The sequence below is a fragment of the Moorena sp. SIOASIH genome (assembly GCF_010671925.1).
In the GTDB taxonomy this organism is placed as follows: domain Bacteria; phylum Cyanobacteriota; class Cyanobacteriia; order Cyanobacteriales; family Coleofasciculaceae; genus Moorena.
The window spans coordinates 490,805-509,584 of record NZ_JAAHIH010000005.1 but is presented as its reverse complement, the minus strand read 5'-3'; the positions used below and the strand labels follow the sequence as shown (position 1 = coordinate 509,584).

The 18,780-nt window shown below is 43.9% G+C and carries 16 protein-coding genes and 1 pseudogene; 8 read left to right on the top strand and 9 right to left on the bottom strand.

The window, feature by feature from the left end:
• Window positions 1–18 precede the first annotated feature (18 nt).
• Window positions 19–828, top strand: a complete 810-nt coding sequence (locus F6J90_RS29265) for a class I SAM-dependent methyltransferase (RefSeq protein ID WP_293101821.1) — start codon at window positions 19–21, stop codon at window positions 826–828.
• Window positions 829–967: 139 nt separating this feature from the next.
• Complete coding sequence (locus F6J90_RS29260) at window positions 968–1,678, top strand: C40 family peptidase (RefSeq protein ID WP_293101818.1); 711 nt, start codon at window positions 968–970, stop codon at window positions 1,676–1,678.
• A 468-nt stretch (window positions 1,679–2,146) separates the two neighbouring features.
• On the opposite strand, the gene F6J90_RS29255 is transcribed toward F6J90_RS29260, so the two are convergent.
• The 6 genes and pseudogenes from F6J90_RS29255 to F6J90_RS29230 all read right to left on the bottom strand — a co-directional run bounded on the left by F6J90_RS29255 (window position 2,147) and on the right by F6J90_RS29230 (window position 5,315).
• Window positions 2,147–2,512 carry a hypothetical protein gene (locus F6J90_RS29255; protein WP_293101815.1) on the bottom strand — a complete coding sequence of 122 codons (366 nt, stop codon included), beginning with the start codon at window positions 2,510–2,512 and terminating at the stop codon, window positions 2,147–2,149.
• Window positions 2,493–2,586 (bottom strand): annotated as a pseudogene (locus F6J90_RS29250) (transposase); the annotation flags it as partial. The gene F6J90_RS29255 and the pseudogene F6J90_RS29250, both read right to left, overlap by 20 nt.
• Before the next feature lie 522 nt (window positions 2,587–3,108).
• Window positions 3,109–3,525, bottom strand: a complete 417-nt coding sequence (locus F6J90_RS29245) for a hypothetical protein (protein WP_293101812.1) — start codon at window positions 3,523–3,525, stop codon at window positions 3,109–3,111.
• Window positions 3,526–3,871: 346 nt separating this feature from the next.
• The gene (locus F6J90_RS29240; RefSeq protein WP_293101810.1) at window positions 3,872–4,705 is read right to left on the bottom strand and encodes a cyclase family protein; all 834 of its coding nucleotides are present in this window, start codon (window positions 4,703–4,705) and stop codon (window positions 3,872–3,874) included.
• A gap of 76 nt (window positions 4,706–4,781) precedes the next feature.
• Complete coding sequence (locus F6J90_RS29235; RefSeq protein WP_293101807.1) at window positions 4,782–4,949, bottom strand: hypothetical protein; 168 nt, start codon at window positions 4,947–4,949, stop codon at window positions 4,782–4,784.
• 123 nt (window positions 4,950–5,072) lie between these two features.
• Window positions 5,073–5,315, bottom strand: a complete 243-nt coding sequence (locus tag F6J90_RS29230) for a hypothetical protein (RefSeq protein WP_071103904.1) — start codon at window positions 5,313–5,315, stop codon at window positions 5,073–5,075.
• A 28-nt stretch (window positions 5,316–5,343) separates the two neighbouring features.
• Here F6J90_RS29230 and F6J90_RS29225 point away from each other — a divergent pair, with 28 nt between their 5' ends.
• On the top strand, window positions 5,344–5,817 hold the full coding sequence (locus F6J90_RS29225) for a secondary thiamine-phosphate synthase enzyme YjbQ (protein WP_366513906.1): 474 nt from the start codon (window positions 5,344–5,346) through the stop codon (window positions 5,815–5,817).
• A 246-nt stretch (window positions 5,818–6,063) separates the two neighbouring features.
• Window positions 6,064–7,512: a hypothetical protein gene (locus tag F6J90_RS29220; RefSeq protein ID WP_293101804.1), complete on the top strand. Its 1,449-nt coding sequence runs from the start codon at window positions 6,064–6,066 to the stop codon at window positions 7,510–7,512.
• Window positions 7,513–7,964: 452 nt separating this feature from the next.
• Here the strand turns inward: F6J90_RS29220 and F6J90_RS29215 are convergent, their stop codons facing one another.
• Complete coding sequence (locus F6J90_RS29215; RefSeq protein ID WP_293101801.1) at window positions 7,965–9,725, bottom strand: choice-of-anchor I family protein; 1,761 nt, start codon at window positions 9,723–9,725, stop codon at window positions 7,965–7,967.
• 991 nt (window positions 9,726–10,716) lie between these two features.
• On the opposite strand from F6J90_RS29215, the gene F6J90_RS29210 reads away from it, so the two are divergent.
• From F6J90_RS29210 to F6J90_RS29200, 3 genes are all read left to right on the top strand, one after another.
• Entirely contained in the window at window positions 10,717–11,073 is a 357-nt protein-coding gene (locus F6J90_RS29210) for a hypothetical protein (RefSeq protein ID WP_293101798.1), read from the top strand.
• Window positions 11,074–11,247: 174 nt separating this feature from the next.
• Entirely contained in the window at window positions 11,248–12,159 is a 912-nt protein-coding gene (locus F6J90_RS29205; protein WP_293101796.1) for a phosphate/phosphite/phosphonate ABC transporter substrate-binding protein, read from the top strand.
• 5 nt (window positions 12,160–12,164) lie between these two features.
• Window positions 12,165–14,162, top strand: coding sequence for an ATP-binding protein (locus tag F6J90_RS29200; protein WP_293101793.1), 1,998 nt, complete (start codon window positions 12,165–12,167; stop codon window positions 14,160–14,162).
• Between the two features lie 195 nt (window positions 14,163–14,357).
• On the opposite strand, the gene F6J90_RS29195 is transcribed toward F6J90_RS29200, so the two are convergent.
• Window positions 14,358–15,710 carry a TldD/PmbA family protein gene (locus F6J90_RS29195; RefSeq protein WP_293101790.1) on the bottom strand — a complete coding sequence of 451 codons (1,353 nt, stop codon included), beginning with the start codon at window positions 15,708–15,710 and terminating at the stop codon, window positions 14,358–14,360.
• Between the two features lie 667 nt (window positions 15,711–16,377).
• On the opposite strand from F6J90_RS29195, the gene F6J90_RS29190 reads away from it, so the two are divergent.
• Window positions 16,378–17,778: a tetratricopeptide repeat protein gene (locus tag F6J90_RS29190; protein ID WP_293101788.1), complete on the top strand. Its 1,401-nt coding sequence runs from the start codon at window positions 16,378–16,380 to the stop codon at window positions 17,776–17,778.
• 268 nt (window positions 17,779–18,046) lie between these two features.
• Here the strand turns inward: F6J90_RS29190 and F6J90_RS29185 are convergent, their stop codons facing one another.
• Complete coding sequence (locus tag F6J90_RS29185; protein ID WP_293101785.1) at window positions 18,047–18,742, bottom strand: TrkA family potassium uptake protein; 696 nt, start codon at window positions 18,740–18,742, stop codon at window positions 18,047–18,049.
• Window positions 18,743–18,780 lie beyond the last annotated feature (38 nt).

The window sequence follows — 18,780 nt, the reverse complement described above, 5'->3', positions numbered from 1 at the left end:
TAAATCAGTAAAGAAAACATGATGCAAAAGAGCTTTACGGAAGCTGACATTGAAGCTTGTTTCAACAATCCCGAACGAGACAAACGTTTCCGCAATTTCTGGGATTCAGAAGGAGGTCTGCACTGGGGTTATTTTGAAAACTTGACCAACGCTCGACCTGAGGACTTTCTCTCTGCCTGCCATTACTGGAATGAATATATGCTGGAACAGAGTGGTATTACTGCTGAGTCCCGGGTGTTAGATGTAGCTTGTGGAAATGGCAACACTGCTATCTGGCTAGCTCAGCAGACAGGATGCGAAGTGGTAGGAGTCGATCTCAGTAGTATTTTTATTGACTATGCTCAAGAGAAAGCTAGTCATTATCCATCTCTGCGCCTAAGCTTCCACAAGGAATCAGCAACTAACCTGCCTTTCCCAAATGACTCCTTTACCCATGTCTGGAGTCAAGCCGCTCTTTTCCACATTCCTAAACTGAATAAGGCTTTGGCGGAGGCTTACCGTGTTCTAGGAGCAGACGGCATCTTCTTATTTGATGATTTGGTAACCCCAGTAGATGAAGTCAGTGAAACTGCCCGCAAGTACGTTTACGACCGACTCCTATTCAAGCCAACATTTAGTCCTAAAGTTTATGCAGACAACCTTAGCCAGCTAGGATTTACACTATTGCAGCAAAAGGACTTGAGCCAGCACTTGGAAAAGAGCTATGAACTAGTGTCGGAGTTAGCTCGAGAGCAATATCCAGATACAAGTGCTGACTTTAAAAAAACCCAAGAAATGATTGCCGCCGGTGAGGTGGGCTGGTATTTCTACCTCTGTAAAAAGGTTTAGTGGGGAACATAGCCTCACGAAGTGATAAGCTACTTTAAAAATAGACAGGGTGTGGGTTTTATAGTGTGGGATGTAGGTAAAAATTGAATCACAAAATTGGCTCAAAATGTAAATAATAAGGGACTTTAAAAAATTTTTGATGATTTCTCTAGAGAATCTACAAGCAAACTTCGAGAAGGTTGAAGCAACACAATATGAGTACTACTGCCAAGTTAATTTGAACATCTATGATTTTCCCAGTTGCCAAGCTTTGGGCACTCAAGCAGCAGTAGGACGTCACTTGCAGTTTACCTCGAAAACACCAGTAAATGACTTTTTAGAAGTGCGATTATGTGAGGATGGCTATAGTGGCTGGTTGCAGGTGCAGTATTTAGCAGAACTTGAATATGCGCCAACTAAGTATCAGCCAGTTACCCTTTCAACTACCCAAATCCAAGAACGACTCCCAGCAGTGATTGCTTTTACCAAAGCTGCAATGGAGCAGCCGAACCACTACCTTTGGGGAGGTACTGTTGCTACCAACTATGATTGCTCAGGACTAGTACAAGCCGCTTTTACTGCTTCAGGAATTTGGTTACCTAGGAATGCCGATGCGCAAGATGCTTTCACGAAAACAATTGAGATTGAGTCAGCTCTACCAGGTGATTTGATTTTCTTCGCCACAAACCAAGACGTGAATCATGTTGGTTTATATCTGGGAGACGGTTATTATATCCATAGTTCTGGTATAGACAATGGTCGTAATGGTATTGCCATAGACCGACTTTCAGATGAAGAGGATGAGGTGGCACTGTCATACTACCGGATTCTCAAAGGAGCAGGAAGAGTAGAGAAAAGCTATCAACCTTAAGGGAATCACAGCACCAGAGCCCAATACAACAAATTTGCTCTGGTTGATATACCCTTGCAATTGCTAACCTTTAGTTGGAGGTGCGGCTTTAAGACTCCTGTAGGTTTTGGGGAGTTTATAGCGCTAGGGCGTGTTTTCAAACTATAACCACAACAAAATTAATCCGATTTCTAACATAGCTGTATAATTTATAGCAAGTTTTTCGTATCGGGTAGCGATGGGGCGAAACTGTAAGAGGTCTGTTGATAGCACGCTCTATCAGGTTCCGTTGTCGATAAATTTCACGGTTAAACGGGCCACGATGTAGTTCATTCGAAAGTCAAAGAAAAAGTAAAACGGATACCACGACGACGGAGGTAATTACGGATTCTACGACCTGTGTAACCTTTATCTCCAACTACTCTTTTGGGGCGAATACGTGGGCGACCTCTGCCAGAACGCTTTACTGCTCGAAGTTCCATCAATTGTTCAAAAAAAAATTGACTCGTTTCTGTGACCTGGACTTAGAAGAAAGGTTAGGGGTTTCCCTATTCCTTCACAACGTATGTGTATTTTTGTACTGAACCCACCACGGGAACGTCTACCGTGATTCGTCTTCTTCACCCCTTTTTTCCCACCGGCTGCATGTTGATGGGCACGTATCACTGTTCCATCTACATAATGGACCTGCCAATTGAGTTTTCCATCTTCATCGGCTCTTGCTTGGAGATTTTCGCTCAATTTGCTTGCCCTACCCAGCTTTTTGCCACCGATAAAACCGTTAGGTGCGCTTGACCCATTAATAATTAAATTCGCCACGGGTCGCACCTGTTGCCACAGTTTGCCACTTTCCATAACGTTCTGGCAGGTCTCGCCACGGCGCTCCAGTTGCGGAGTATCCTTTGAATGCCGTTGACCACTTGTCGGTGGGAACGAAGTTACCGTAAGAAGAGTGGGAACGAAGTTACCGTAAGAATAAAGAAGCCTTTATAGGCGACAGTCTGTGAATCATAAGTTTAAGTTATATGAAATAAGGCTTCTTTATTCTAAGGTTTCATCTCCGGCCTTATTTGATGAGTTTTAACCCTTTTATGCATAGCCTATCGCCTATAAAGGCTCCACTCTTCTTTGGTTTCCTCTCCGGTCGTGATTGGGCTTACCTGTATGGGGTTTTTGTGGTGGTAATAACGGTTTTAACCTCTCCCACTCTTCAAAACTTCACGTCCCCTCGATCCATGAATGCACCCATTGAACACACTACTTTTAGGATATAACGAGGCCAGAAAACACGCCCTAGGCCAGCTGGATAAATGCTCACCTTAATCGTGTAGCATTTATCCTACCCATGGCTAACTAACCATTACTTCGGCTTAGACCTAAGTCGGTAGATTACCAATAAACATCGGTTGCCGACGATTAGATAATCCCAAGGTATGGGCTACTTGGAAATCTCAACGGTCTAGAAGGTTAATGGTTAGACCAGTAGCAGCACCTTTGACCGCATTATCTACCACTGAACCATTGTCAATGATCACGCCAGTGACCACACTAGCAGCAGCACCAAACCCTGCATCTTGAACTAGACTCCCGGCACTGTTACGGCGAGCTCTAGTTCTATTGCGCTTAGTAGCATTGACAGCAGCACCAGCAGCAGCGCCATTGGCACTATTACCAATCAATGAGCCGTTGTCAGTTAATTCTCCAACTACCGCACCAGCAGCAGCACCAATACCGATATCTCTTAGTAAATCACCAGCAGCTGCCGGTGCAGCAGGTAGTAGTGTTGCGCCTACAAAACCGGTTGTGATCAGTCCTGGTAGTAGAGCACCGAAAATTCCTTTCATCTTTGTGTCCTCTAAATTGAGCAATCGAGCTACTGCTCTTAGGTTAGATCTGCCTCTCGGCAGATAACCTCTTCCATTAGAATTATTTGAACGCGCTCAATCAAGACAGTCAATCTGCCAAAGGTTCGTAAATATATATAGCGCTAAGCCCTATATACCAATTCGATTGATTTGTGATTTATTGCTGCTAGTGCAATAAGCGTAGGTTGGGTTGAAGAATGAAACCCAACACCAGTAACGCTTTGTTGGGTTTCACTACCGCTCAACCCAACCTACATTTTTAGGTGTGCCACGCCACTACGCAACTAAAAATTCCTATATAATTTCTTGCCTCTTGCCTCTTGCCTCTTGCCTCTTGCCTCTTGCCTTACTACGGAATAATTGCGAACACCCTTGCTGGGAAACCAGAACCTTTCAGGGGTTTAGGAAACGTTACTATTGCGATCGCACCATACTCCGGCACCTGATCCAAGTTAGTCAGCAACTCGATCTGATACTTGTCTTGGCTGAGAATATAATTTTCTAGGGAATAGTCCCCTTGGCTAGTGGAAATTCCAGGGTCAGTATCAGTTGGTTCATGACCGGAAGCAGTAATGTAGCGTTCTTCGTAAAGATATTTCAGTACTTCAGCACTCCAGCCAGGATAATGGGCAATACCATTAGCGTCAGCATTACGCATTTTGGTCATACTAGGCCAAGCCTTAGACCAATCCGTACGCATTGCTACAAATGCCCCTTCTGGCACCAAACCGTATTTCTGTTCCCAAGCTTGTACATCTTCCAGGGTAATTTGATAGTCGGGGTTTTGAGTCACCTTGTCGCTGACATCGATTACCACCAGGGGTAGCACCATTTCAGTGACCGGGATTTCATCCTGAAACCGTTTACCCCTGACGAAATGAGCTGGCGGATCAACGTGGGTACCCCACTGACCAGGAAGATTATAGCGCTGTACCAAAAATCCAGAACCCTTGGTGCCAATCATCTCATCGTAGTAGTAGGTTGTGGTGCGTTTTTCAGGATCAAAGCCTGGCCAATGGGGAATCTGGGGATGAAAGGTATGGGTTAAATCCACAAACTCATGGGACTTTAGTTCTGCTAATTTATCCCAAAGACTGGGGTAGTCAGCGGTTTGGGCAGTGCTCGGGTTTGCCAAACCGACTATGACAATCATGGTTAAGACCAACAAAGCTTTACGCAACATGGCTCTTCCCTAGAAAAATTATCAAATGAAGTATCAAGGATTAAGCATAAACCATGAAGCATTAAGGATTATAGCGCTACGCGCAATGGCATTGGCAAGAGGCAAGAGGCAAGAGGCAAGAGGCAAGAGGCAAGAGGCAAGAGGCAAGAGGCAAGAGGCAAAAGTTGACGTGCATTAGCGTAGGTGCGCTTTCCGTTGGCGAATTAAATTCGCCACGGGTCGCACCTTTTTCAACTTTTATCAATGTCAAACACCTTAATGGGTAGTGCTATAAGTGATGAATCAGTGTCCATGTTCTATGCATATTTATATAGTCATTGGTGATTTGTAAGCCCTTACGCATTTACACACTTACGCACTTCCCCACTCAATTCGACGTCAAACGCTTAGAAATCTGGTTAATTAGCCCACTCACAATTGCTCCAGCCATCAGCACGCCAATGGCGGGAGTAAATACTGGTTCCCAAAGGCTGTACCATAGTTCCAGTCCCAAAGGAATACCAACCGAACGACCAACCAATGCGATCGCAAACCAAAAAAAGCTCAATAAGACTAGAAAAACATCGAGCATTAAAATTTGGTTAAGCCAACGGAGCAGTTGCTCTTTCATCTTCAAAATTTCTGGTAATTTAGTTTAATTGTCAACGTTATTAGTTTATTGGTGTGCAGTCATGCTGGTCAAGAGTGAAATAATCGAACTTAAAACCCACGAACCTATAGCCATCTACAATATCACCGATTACATCAGCCAATTACTAGAGGTTGCTGGGGTTAAAAACGGTCATGCTTTAGTTTTTTCCAGACATACAACTACTGCGTTAGCAATTAATGAATACGAAGAACGATTACTCGAAGATATCAAAGTCCATCTAGACAAGCTAGCACCTAAAGATGGTAAATATCTCCATAATGACCTGCACTTAAGGATTGTACCTCCTGATGAACCGATCAATGCCCACTCTCACCTAATGGCAATGATGCTAAACAACAGCGAATATATTCCTATTATTGATGGCCAATTAGCTTTGGGCACCTACCAATCGGTTTTATTCGTTGAATTAGATGGACCTAGAGACAGAACTGTTTTAATTCAAGTATCTGGTGAAACCTAAACACTCTCTTACTAGGAATTGGCTGAAGCAGCACGGTTTAACTAAACACCCTTATCCTAATTATAGATAATTATAGATAGAAGGAACTGAGCAAACTCTGTTAATACATTGGTATCAAAGTTGTGCTAAACTAGATAATATTGGACTCGCTCTCACTAAGAATGCTCTTCCTTATAAGAAGGTGGAGTGTCAACATAGTTCGACTTTGAACTGATTGAAGTAAGTTGAGCGTACCCCATCACAACCATGCGTAAATTCTGGTTTAGACTCTACAGTAGCGCTACCATAGCATCACTTCTACTGGCGGCTGGCTTTTGGAAGACTACGCCACTCTACCATGCAGCAAACACACTATTGCCCTCAGTAGCAGTATCCCCTGGGAATCAAGTAGTCGATGAAGGTTCTCCCCCAGCCTGCTCTTCTATTAATCCGATTACCAAGGGTATGAAAAAAGAACGAAGAGCAACTGCTATGGCACAATTGGCTCGATCAACAGAAGATTGGAATTTTGTGATCAATGAGTGGATTCAAGCCATTGAGGATTTGCAAGCTATCCCAGCAGACAGTCCTAAACGGATTTTTGCTCAAAAAAAAATTGCTGAATATATCAATAACCTAGAGTTAGCGTACCTTGAAGCAGTAGCAACCACTTCATCCTTGCCCTTCTCTAGTTTTGATAACGAAATATTTGATCAGCAGCTGCGGCTTTATCTATCCTATATTGCTGCCGTTGGTAGGCCTGACATTCTAATTGTAGGTAGTTCCCGGGCATTGCAAGGGCTTGATCCTCAGCAACTCCAAAAATCCTTAGGCATGTTAGGCAAAGGAGAGCTAAAGGTTTTCAATTTTGGGGTCAATGGTGCCACAGCTCAATTTGTTGACTTCCAACTCCGTCAGCTCCTGACTCCAGAACAATTGCCACGGTTAGTGATCTGGGCTGATGGGGTGCGTGCCTTCAATAGTGGACGAGTAGACCGCACCTATCAATCCCTTGTCGCCTCAGAAGGATATAAACGTTTGTTGGCAGGCGATCGCCCCAAACTTCCTAAAAGTCAAAAGGAATCAGCCAATACTTGCCAAGCTATTTCTGAGTCTACTATTTCCAGTGTTACTAATAAACTTTATCAAAAATGGGCACCGGAAACTAGACTTTGGGCAACAGCGACCTTAACTTCAAATCGGCAACCTAGACCCTGCAACCTAGACCCTGCAACCTGCAACCTGCAACTGGTTTCAAAACAGTTAACTCCCGCCAACACTGGCTATAGTACTTTTGCCATCAATGCTAATGGTTTTCTCCCTATGAATGGCACCTTTAACCCAAAAATTTACTATCGGAGCCATCCACGAGTCTCAGGGAGATATGATGCCGATTATCAGCCCTTCAGTTTTGCCGGTAAACAGACTACTGCTGTCAATGCTATTAAAAGTTTTTTGCGGAAACAAAATATTCCCTTAGTGGTGGTTAACTTACCCCTTACCAAAGACTATTTAGATCCAGTGCGTCTGAGTCGTGAACAGAAATTGCAGCAGTGGATGCTCAAACAAACTGATCAAGGATTTATCTTTATCGATATGGGGAGGCAGTGGCTAAACCAAAATCAGTATTTTGCTGATCCGAGTCATCTGAATCAATACGGCGCAGCAGCAGTGGCTAGCGAGTTGGCCGCTAATCCCCAGATTCCTTGGCCTTGACCGAATTCATAACTCGATTCATGACTTGTTGCCCCCTCAATCGAAAATTCGTTTAGGGAGTGATGAAGTGATGGAATAATACCAATTAAAACAGTTTGAATACATTGATTAGATTAAGTTTAGATAAAACTTAGATTAAATTTAGATTAAATTTATTATATGAAAGCATGTGATGTGTATTGAAAATTTAAAATTGAAAATATAATTATTCAGGTTTTGGGGTTGTTTTTGAAGCTATTTTGTGCATTTTGCCAGCGGCCTGACTCAAACTGTATTAAACAATCCAAATTTGCTGATTTTTGCTGCCAAATTCACACCTTACAGAGTTTGTCAACCCCTACACCTAAATAATTACATAAAAAATTAACAATTAACAATTAACAATTAAAGATTTACCTGCATACCAAGTGATTAAACTGGAGGAGATCTTATTCCCCCAGTCTCACTTGCCTTTAAAGGCTAGTTTCTTTAGGTGTTGTTGAAAGCTTTCCCTTCCAAGCGATACACCCTAAAGCAATAACGTTAAACAGACCCAATAGAGAACTTGGTTCTGGTACTTGTTCGATTGAGTAGACAGTAGTTGTGCCACTGACCTCATTGTTAACAACTAGCATCGGTGTGTCGTTGGGACTATCCTCTGCTGATATGAACAGCAATCCTTCAGGACCAAGATCCCCTGCTGTACCAGCCTCAGGATCCCCTAGGAAGTCGCGGTTGTTGATGTAATTGACAAAAAATGCATTTTCAGGATCGGTAACGTCATAGACTATGAAGCCACCAATTTGCTCAAAACCGATGAAGGCAAAGGTGCGACCGAATAACTCAACCACTCTTATGCCCTGGGCTTCCGGACCTCTATTGTCGCTGCGCGTATCAAAGTTGTTTTCCTCAGCTTCAGCGTTGAAGAAATCCGGAAATAGGTCAGCAGTTATTTGTTCAAAAGCATCGCCACTGTCAAAAACTAGCACTAAGCCATCCTCTGTTACCTTCCAAATTGAGAAGGAGCGTGCTCCAAAGGCAAACAGTTCGTCAAAGTCACCGTCTCCATCAGGGTCACCATTGATCGTTGAAACTTGCAAACGTCCTAGAACATCATCTTCTTGTAAAGCGATCGCATCAGGGAAGGCAGTTGGGTCTAAGACTAAGTCATCTATCCGTTCATCTTCCTGGAAAAACCTTACTTCTTCACCGTCTAAGTCACCCTCAATCCGGAGGAAATCGCCTTCGTTAGCAGTCACTAAGTAAGTTATGCCGTCAACAGTATAGACATCAAGTTGGTCTGGCTGGAATAACCCAAACACTGGCCTGTTTTGGATATTGATAGCATCATCTCTATCGCTAGTATCTAAACCATTATTAGGCTCACTGTGATCTTTGACACCGAGACCCACAACGTTGGTGAACTCATTAGTTTCTAGGTTGAGAAAACCAATGGCATTGTTTTCCTGGAGTGCTACCCAGGCAGTTTTACCATCGTCTGAGACAGTGATGTTTTCCGGTTCGAGATCCCGATCAGGGGTAATCGGGGACTCGAATAAATCCTCAATGCCGAATTCGTCCTGGGATGAAGCCTCAACTTGTTCGAATGCATCAACAAACAGCTGAACTCCCTGGTTTTCCAGATCCTGTTTTGAGAACGAACTAAAGTCTGCAGTCCTGACAGTAGGATGCTTCCGGTCAAGAAGGTCGATAATACTAACCGACCCCTTTGGATCAACGATCTGACCTAAAGTCTCTGAGAAGGCTGGCTCTCCTTCATTGGCAACCAGTAACTTCCTGCCATCTGGGGTAAAGGTTATCGCGTCAGGCAAGGCACCAACCCTGACCGATGTTTTGAAGTTACCGTTGGTGTCAAAGAAAGCCACTGTTCCTGGATCAGTTTGCACTTCATTGGCTACGGAAACCGCTAGTAAGCCATTGCTAGAGGCAATACTGGTTGGTGTTGCCCCAAACGATTCCAGGGGGATGGTGGTGGATAACGAGAGGTTGCCTCCGACAAAGTCCAGGACATCGACTTGATTGCTGCTAGCATTGGTAACGAATAACCTTTGGCTGAGTGGATCGAAAGTCGATATCTCCGCCGCTCCATCATCGAAGATTCCTGTGGAAAAGGTAGAAATCGGCTTAATGTCTAGGGAGAAGGCGGCGGCAGGTGATGTTAGTATACCCAACAGCAATGTTGAGTTAATGGTTGCTTGTATGATTTTGGGCATTTTTCTATGAAAAATGGATGGACTCTGATCTTTTACCATGGTGTTCCTGGCTCCGTCTAGGTAGAGGTAATACTTAGCTCATACTGTAAATTAAATGCCTCTGATGCAATTTATGATGCAATTATGAGAAATTTTTTAAATCAGTCATAAATTTCGTGTAGTTCTAGTAATTTTCACTGAAACTTCACCAAATCTTTACTGAAACTTCACAAAGTCTTTACTCAATCTTTAAATAAGGAATCACCACAGCCTGATGGGATAACTTTAATTTAAAAGCTAATCCAACTTTGTTTCACGCCACTTTGGCGGTAATTTGCAGAATATGATTAAAAAATAATAGCATAGTTTTGGATATCTGCTTAATTTTTTATATTAAAAATTAATTATAACTCTGACTATTAATCATGATTAATAGTTTTTTTGATCTAGTTTGATATATCAAAAACTAGCTATTTTAAAAAAAAATCAATTTTTAAAAAATTTCTATGAAATCTTAGTAATCTAGAGCAGACTGTGAAACGCCGCCATTATAAATATTATTTAGGCTAGTTAACCTTTTTTAGCCAAATTTAGAGCGTCGGTCGAGTTATACTACCAAGTAGCATTATTCAATTTTCACTTAATCCTGGAACGAAGACAGTTTCAATTAATATAAACTTGTGCAGTCTCAATTTTATTTTCTTAGAACTTAATCTTTAAATTACTATAAATATTATTTAAAATTAATGCCTATTTATGGTAACCAATAATTGCTTTTTTTAAAATAATGAATAATAAATTATAAAAATATACAATAATGCAATTCGATATCCTCTACTTAATGGTGTACCTTCAGATCCCCTAACTATTAAGATCTACAACCAATTGCTAGTAAGTAGATAATGTGATGTCACGACATAAAGTGATACCATATAACATAGCTCCTAGGTTCTACCACACTAATGCATCTACTCCGATGCTCAAGAGTCATTGTCTAACCGGGAGGTAATCTATGACTTCTCAAGAAACCGGAGCTTCGAGCTATGCAAGTTCTGCTTTAGGACAGGGTGTCTATGGGGAGGTGAAACTGGTGAAACTAAGGTACTCTCAAAGAGATGATTTTTCGGAGGCAAAACCTACGAGGACAAGGAAAAGGGCTTGGGGTAAGACGAATAGCTTTTCCCTTTGTCCATCAGGCGAGCGTGTCATTCCCTCTAAGCATGTAACTCGCTCTAGCCCAACTGCACTAGGGTGTTCTGGCATTAAATTTTCCTGTATTGATCTTCACCTAACCCAAGGAATTAGTAAGGCATCTACAGTTCAAGGGGATAACCGAATCAGTGAATTTACTTATGGGCTTTTGTGTTGAGGTAGAGTGTCCTGTAGGAAATCGCTATTCTTAAGTAGATTCACTGAAAACTTTGCTAAGTTGGCTAAGGTAGCCATCCTGACATGGCTAACCCTAGTATCTACCTGTGAAGACATCGGTTCTAACTGTAATTGAGAGTAGGACACTATGTTAACCAAGCTGTTAGGAAAAGTTATGCTCGTTGGTCTGCTCACTTCCTTAGTGAGCTGTGGTCAACCAGCAGAACAATCAAACCCTAGCTTAGAGCCATCGACAATTTCCGAAGACACTAAGGTGATTATCTTAGCTGATATTTCAAAGAATCCAGCCAAAAAGATCCGCCGCTTCCAGCCTCTGGCAAATTACCTGGGTGAGAAGTTGAGTCAGTTCGATATTAACACTGGCGAAGTAAAAATTGCCTCTGATTTTCCTACCATGATCAACTGGCTCAAAGAAGGGGAGGTACACCTATACTTCGATAGCCTCTACCCAGCCATGAGGATTAATCAAGAGTCCGGCGCTCAACCAATTTTGCGCCGCTGGAAACGGGGTGATGCTGAGTACCACACGATTATCTTTACTATGAAAGACCGAGGGATTAAATCCCTAGCTGACCTCAAGGGTAAGAAGATCGCGTTTGATGATAGACAATCGACCTCTGGCTATATGTTACCAATGGCTTATCTGATTGAAGCAGGTTTGAAGCCTAATGAAAAGGGATCAAGCAGTGATGTAGTGGCAGCTAATGAGGTGGGGTATATCTTCAGTGATGATGATGAAAATACTATCCAATGGGTGATTAGCTCAAAGGCAGACGCTGGTGCAGTGGATAACCAGACTTTCGAGCAAGTCCCCGAGGATGTCCAGCAAGCCATGACTATTTTGGCTAAGACGGAAAAAGTGCCTCGGCAAGTCGTGATGGTTCCAGCCAATATGGATCCTGAATTGCTGGCTCAGCTCAAGAGTATCTTGACTACCATGCATAACGACCCCAAGGGCAAAGAAGTGCTGACTAAGTTCCAGAAGACTGCTAAGTTTGATGAGTTCCCAACTCTACAGGGGTTGGAAAGGATGCAACAATTATACAACATTGTTGAGAATCGGTAAATTGCATGGGCAGATTTAGCTGGAGACAATGGCCATTAGCCACTAAACTGACAATGACCATGACTAGCTTGGTCATTGTGGCAGTGGCTAGTGTCACCATGCTATCTCTGCACCGTGAGCAACAAACCTTTCGTAAAGAACTCAGGCAACAGGCTGAACTATTGCTTAATACTCTGATCTTAGTTACTGCTGATGCGCTCTACCTTGCAGATGCTGATTATTTGGAGCAGGTCATGGAGGAGCTGGGGGATCAGGGGTTAGTGGAGGAGGGTTTTATCTACCAAAAAGATGGACGGATTGTAGCCAAAGCCGATTCGGTAGACGGTCAGGTTTATAGTCTTGATAGTGACTCTGTTGGCCAGGAGCTGCTAGAGAGTGATGATACAGTTGTTAGGTGGAAAAATAACCAACTTTTTGCTGGTAAGGCAGTGATTCTCGGGAATCAGACAGTGGGAGCGATTAGTGTCGGACTGTCTACAGCTCCGCTGAATAATAAAATTGCTGCAGTACGCAATCAAGGTCTAGTGGTGGCAGTAACCGCAGCGGCTGCCGGTACCCTGTTGGCACTGCTGCTGAGTCGCTCAATCACTGAACCATTGCAACAGATGACTGCTGCAACCCAGCGTCTGGCGGCTGGGGACTTGAACCAGAAGATTACTGTTCACACCAAGGATGAGCTAGCGATGTTGGCAGATTCCTTCAACCGGATGACTTCCCGGCTGCGAAAAGTCATTGAAAATTTGGAACAGCGAGCTGAAGCTCTGCGCCAAAGTGAAGGGAAAAATCTAGCCTTGCTCAATGCTATCCCGGATTTAATGTTGCACTTTAGTCACGATGGTACATTTCTAGATTATAAAGCGGCAAGGAATCATAGCTCTTTTGGGTTTGGAGATCAAGTCTTGGGTAAAACGGTGTATAATGTTTTACCACAAGGGATAGCTCAACTTTATATCAGCAATGTTCAGCAAGCTCTGGAAACTGGGGAGATCCAAATCTTTGAACATGAGAGGTTTATTAATGGCCAACGCCGCCATTTTGAAGCACGGATTGTGGTCAGTGGAGATAACGAAGTGCTGACCATTGTCCGGGATATTACGGATAACAAGTTGGCTCAGATTGAGTTGCAACAGGCAAAAGAAGCGGCTGAAGAAGCCAACCATGCCAAGAGTGCGTTTATGGCTAGTATGAGCCATGAGCTACGGACACCCCTGAACGGTATTCTGGGCTTAAGTCAGTTGCTTTGGGAAGATGCCGAGGAGTTAGGCTATGACGAGTTCGTCTCTGACTTAAAGGAGATTTGGAACTCTGGTACGCACCTGCTCACACTGATCAGTGATGTTCTAGACATTTCAAAGATTGAAGCGGGCAAGATGAACCTATACTTAGAGAGCTTTGATGTTACCACCCTGATAGTGGAATTGGAAAGCCTTGCTAAGCCACTGATGCAGAAAAAGAACAATAGTCTAAAGATCAGCAGTGCTGACTCTCTCGGGACAATGGTGGCTGACCGGACTAAGCTCAAGCAGGTTCTGTTAAACTTGCTAAGTAACGCTGCCAAATTCACTGAGACAGGCACGATTACTTTTAGCATTAAGCGTGAAGGAAGTAACCATAGGAATGGCAAGAATGAACTCATCTTGGAGTTATCCCAACCTTATTCGAGATCCTCAAGTCCTTCCTACACCACCATCGATATTCCTACCTCCCCCAATACCTTAGCGAATCTCGAATCTGATGATTGGTTGATCTTCTCGGTAGCTGATACTGGCATTGGTATGACTCCAGAACAGCTTAACAAAGTATTTCAACCATTTACCCAGGCAGATAATTCAACCACCAAAAAGTATGGTGGAACGGGTTTAGGTCTTTCCATCAGCCAACGCTTCTGCGACATGATGGGTTGTCAAATTATGGTGGAAAGCCAAATTGGTGTTGGCTCTACCTTTACCATCCGTTGTCCTGCTGTAGTAATTGACCCCAAAGCAGAAACACCTAAGGGCTAAATTGGTAATGGCTAATGGGTTAAGTGAAGGCAAAAGGTAAAAGGTAAAGTTTTCAGATTTGAGCTTTCAGATTTGAGCTTTCACATTTCACATGACAGCTTTCTTAAGGCGCGCGCCTCCAAGGCCGTGAGGGATTGCTCACGGCCTTGGGTCGCGCCTTAAGAATTCTTCATATTTCATCCTTCAAGATTTGCCTCAAATGCTGTCAGTGATACTATCAAAGTTAAATGCCTTGACCCGAACTCCTGGTACTACTATATTACCGTAGCGCTGTACTTTGCTTAGGGCATCGACTTCTTTCAACATTTGAGGGAGGCTTTGGTTAAAGCGCAGGTTTTTAATCGGGTAGGCAATCTGACCGTCTTCAATCCAGAATGTGCCGTCACGAGTCATCCCTGTGACCTCTAGGGTTTTGGGATTGACATAGCGCACATACCAAGCACGACTGACCAAAATACCTCGCTCTGTCTGGGCAATCAGGTCAGCTAGACTTTGGCTAGAACCGGACATGACAATGGGAAACAATAGTCCAGTTGGATCTTTGCCTTTCTGAGCTGCCCAATAGCGGCTATAGTAAAGGATTTGGGGAATACCGTCCTTAATCACCTCGGTGTAGCGATTACTCAATCCATCCCGAAAGCAAGTGCCTAATTGGAGTAGGGGATGAGCAGGGTCGCGTTGTACCTGCACTATCGGGCTAAACATTGGCTGACCCAAGCGGTTACCAGTGGGCTTACCGGTTTGATCACTATGGGACATAAAGGAGCGTCCTTCATCGGCTGCCCGAGCATCCATATTCCAGATTACCCAAGACAGTAATTCCGCAAAGGCAGCACCATCAAATATGACTGGGTAGGTACCTGGATTCACCTTACGGGGGTGACGTGAGGCTTTAGCTCGTTCAATTAGACCTGTTATCGATGACTTCTCTAAAATCGGTAACTGCTCTATGGCAAAGGCGGTGCTTTGAATCCAACTCGAACCATCGTCTATACGGGCTGTAACGCTACAATCTGCCTCTGTACCTTGGTCTAACGCTCGTAACCCTTGGGAGTTGCCCACAACTCGTAAAAAGGCTTGAGTACTAAGCTTACCAGACCCTTCGACTCCTGCCTTAGCAGTTAAGGTACATACTCCCTTGACCATTTCTCCCCGTTCCAAAGGGGAAAGGCTAGCAGTGGCTTGATCGAAGGCTGGGGTGCGTTGCTCATAATCCTGGGCTTCCAGTAGGGGTACCCATTCAGGATCTTCTGGGGCAATGCGAGCCAGTTGTTCTGAACGTTGGATAGTTTGGGCTATTGCCTCTGGGTCTAGTTCTGTTGTGGTAGCAGAGGCACAACGCTTACCGAAATAACTGGTAATGGTAAGTTGGCAGCGTTGGCGGCTGATATTCTGGGTAATCTGATTTTCCGAGAAGCGGCTAAGAAATTCGTCACCAAGGCTGAGACTGACGAATACCCCTTCTGCTTCGGATTGGGCAATAACTGAATCAACGAGGGATAGGGCTTGATCTTTGCGATCGCATATCGGAGCAGCAGCTAGGGTCATTTCCTGTGGGGATGGGCTTGATAAGCGGCTAATTATTCTATTGACACTCCCCGGCCTGTTCGCGTAGCGTCGGGCAAAGCCCGAAAGGCGCGGGGATTCCTAGATCAACGAGCCGCCTTAAACCGCCGAGTTCTAATCTTTGACGCCGCCAAAAACTAGACAGTACTTAACCAAAAACCCGTTTAAAACCAAGTTCCCAGTTAATTAACGACAGACCCAGAGGGCAGTTCTCCTTAGGCGTTCGAGTACTTATTGGAAGTGCCTTAAAAAGTCCGTTACTTCCCGTTTCCTCAAGTTCCGGTGTGCCCCACCGTACTTTGCGGTGCGACCCGTGGCGAATTTAATTCGACGACTGTAAGCGCACCGTTTTTGTCTCAAAAATTGTTCTTCTGGGTTCACACGCCAACAGTTAATTGACGATTGGGTTTTTAAAGAGGACTTTCCCTACCCTCTAGGTATTACTACTTTATGATCAATAAGTTACGGGTCTCTCTCCCGGCTCAGTCAACGGTTTTTCAGCCTGTACCTACTTTAATCATAAATCATCGTCATTGATGATTCCGGAAAAGCCGTCCTAGAAGGACGGGGCTTTAAACCCAGAATTTTTGGTAAAAAAATATTATCCTGTAGTATACCAAAAATGTCTCAGCTTATAGGAAAAGGGTGAATGAGAACGATACCTCTGCTAGCTACCACTATCATCAGTTTTGGTTTGACAAGTATTGCTCAAGCTCAAGGTCAAAAGATTCCTGAGTATAAAGGAACCAAGCAGTTGATGGAAGGTCCATACTCCAATAACCTGGATGCGGCTTCATACTTTCAAGTTGGGGTGAAACTGTACGGACGTCGGGACTTTCCTGGGGCAGAGCGCGCTTTTCGTAAAGCCCTTGAGTTTGACCCCTATATGGCCATGGGACGTTATTTGTTGGCGAATACGTTTTTGCAGCAGGGTAAGAACCAGCTGGCATTGGAACAATACCAAATTGCTATTGCCCTTGACCCAACCTTGTCACAAGCTTATTACAACTTAGGCATTGCATTTTACAAGGAAGGGGCACCCAATAGTGCGATCGCTGCTTATCGACAGGCGTTGTCTTTCAATCCTGAATCAGCCGATATTTATTATAATTTAGGGTTAGCTCTAGAATCTCAGGGTAATCAAGAACAGGCGATCGAACACTACCAAGCCACCATTCGCCTAGACCCAGATTATGGCAAAGCCTACTATAACATGGGACTGATTTTAGTCGAGCAAGACCAGATTGGACCAGCAACTACTGCACTCAGACAAGCAGTTCGCACTCAACCTAAATTGGAGAAAGCACACTACCAGTTAGGACTATTACTGGTGGAGCAAGGGGAAAAGTCAGCGGCAGAGGAATCCTTTAGGGAAGCAGTTAAGGTTGACCCGAAGTTGGCCCCGGCTCAGTATCAATTAGCGGTAATTTTGTTTGAGAAAGGGGAGTTGGCGGAAGCGATTACTCGGTTTCGCTTGGTGACGGAACTGGAACCGGAAAATGTGGATGCTTACCGACAGCTAGGGGCAGCACTCACAGCTAATGGTGAGTACGCCGAAGCAGTTACCACACTGAAATTAGCTGTGCAACTCGATCCTTACCACGCCTTGACCCACTACAACCTTGGTGTTGCTCTACAACAGCAAGAACAGTATGAGGAAGCCATGGCTGAATATCAGCAAGCTCTTAGCCTGTCTCCGGCATTAGCAGAAGGTCATTACAACTTGGGTGTAGTTTTAGAAAAGTCTCAACAGCGAGAGGAAGCTCTCTCTTCTTTGGTCAAAGCTAGAGAGTTATTCGCCTTTGCTGGTAATGAGGAGAAGGTGGCGGAGGTTGATGAGTACATCAAGCAGCTAGAAGCACAAGAAAAGTTGGTTGATACTCAAGAAACTCCTGAGGTAGACTCTCCTGAAATTCCACAGATGAAGTCTCCTGAGATTCTGGAGGTAGAATCCCAAGAAACTCCTGAGGTACAGTCCACTGAAACTGAACAGATGGAATCGGAAAAGTCTGAACCAGAAAGAGGGATTCGTGACATACTCCCACACTGAACCGATAGGTCAGTGTGGGCTTCTTACCAACTCCACCTATCGGTTCGGATACTCGGTAAGCTTTATTAACGATACGGGATGCCCCTCCGCACCGGAACAATACAAAATGTATTTTAATTAGTAGGTGGCGGTTAGCTCAAAATTTTTTTCCCTACTACTTTCATTATAGATCTTGGTACTCAAAACGGCAAATATCTTGTCCGCGATTCATCTTACACTCATAGCGTAGCATGTTCGTTGTGAGGCTTCTCGCGGATGAAGCTAAGCTTTAAATGGGTAAGCGGTCAATATCGGCGTTGGAGCCAATGATAACCATAACCATATCTTTGTAGAGCGGTTGATTAGGATCAGGGTTAATCTCAAATTCAGCATCTCCCTTAATAGCCAGGACAGTCAAGCCATAGCGCTTGCGCAATTCCAGTTCCATAATGGTTTTGCCATCAAATTTTTCTGGCACTCTGACCTCGACAATACTGTGCTTAGAGTCTAGGTCAAACCATTCCAAAATGGATGGTTTGGTCAGGGAGCGTGCTAAAGCACAACCTGCGTCATTCTCAGGAAAAACTACATGATCGGCTCCTACCCGTTTTAACAGCTTGCCATGAACTTCTGAGGAAGCTTTGGCAATGACGTAAGGAACTCCTGCTTCTTTTAAGTTGAGGGTGGTGATAATGCTTTCTTGTAAATAGTTACCGATGGCAATAATTACTGTGTCCAATTCTAAAATCCCGGCTTCTTTCAAGGCTAAGGGTTCTTTTGAATCCAGCTGCACAGCATGGGAAGCTATTTTTTCGGTTAACACTTGGCAAACTAGTTTTTCATCAATATCAGTACCCAGAACCTCATAGCCAAGTTGGTATAGTGTCGAACAGACAGCTCGACCAAAACGCCCTAATCCAATAACGGCAAACTGTTTATTCTCTTTGGGTAGGTTACGCAAGAACGTTAAAAAGGATAGATTCACTTCGGCCTCCTTTGATAACTGCTATAGTAAGTTTTTGC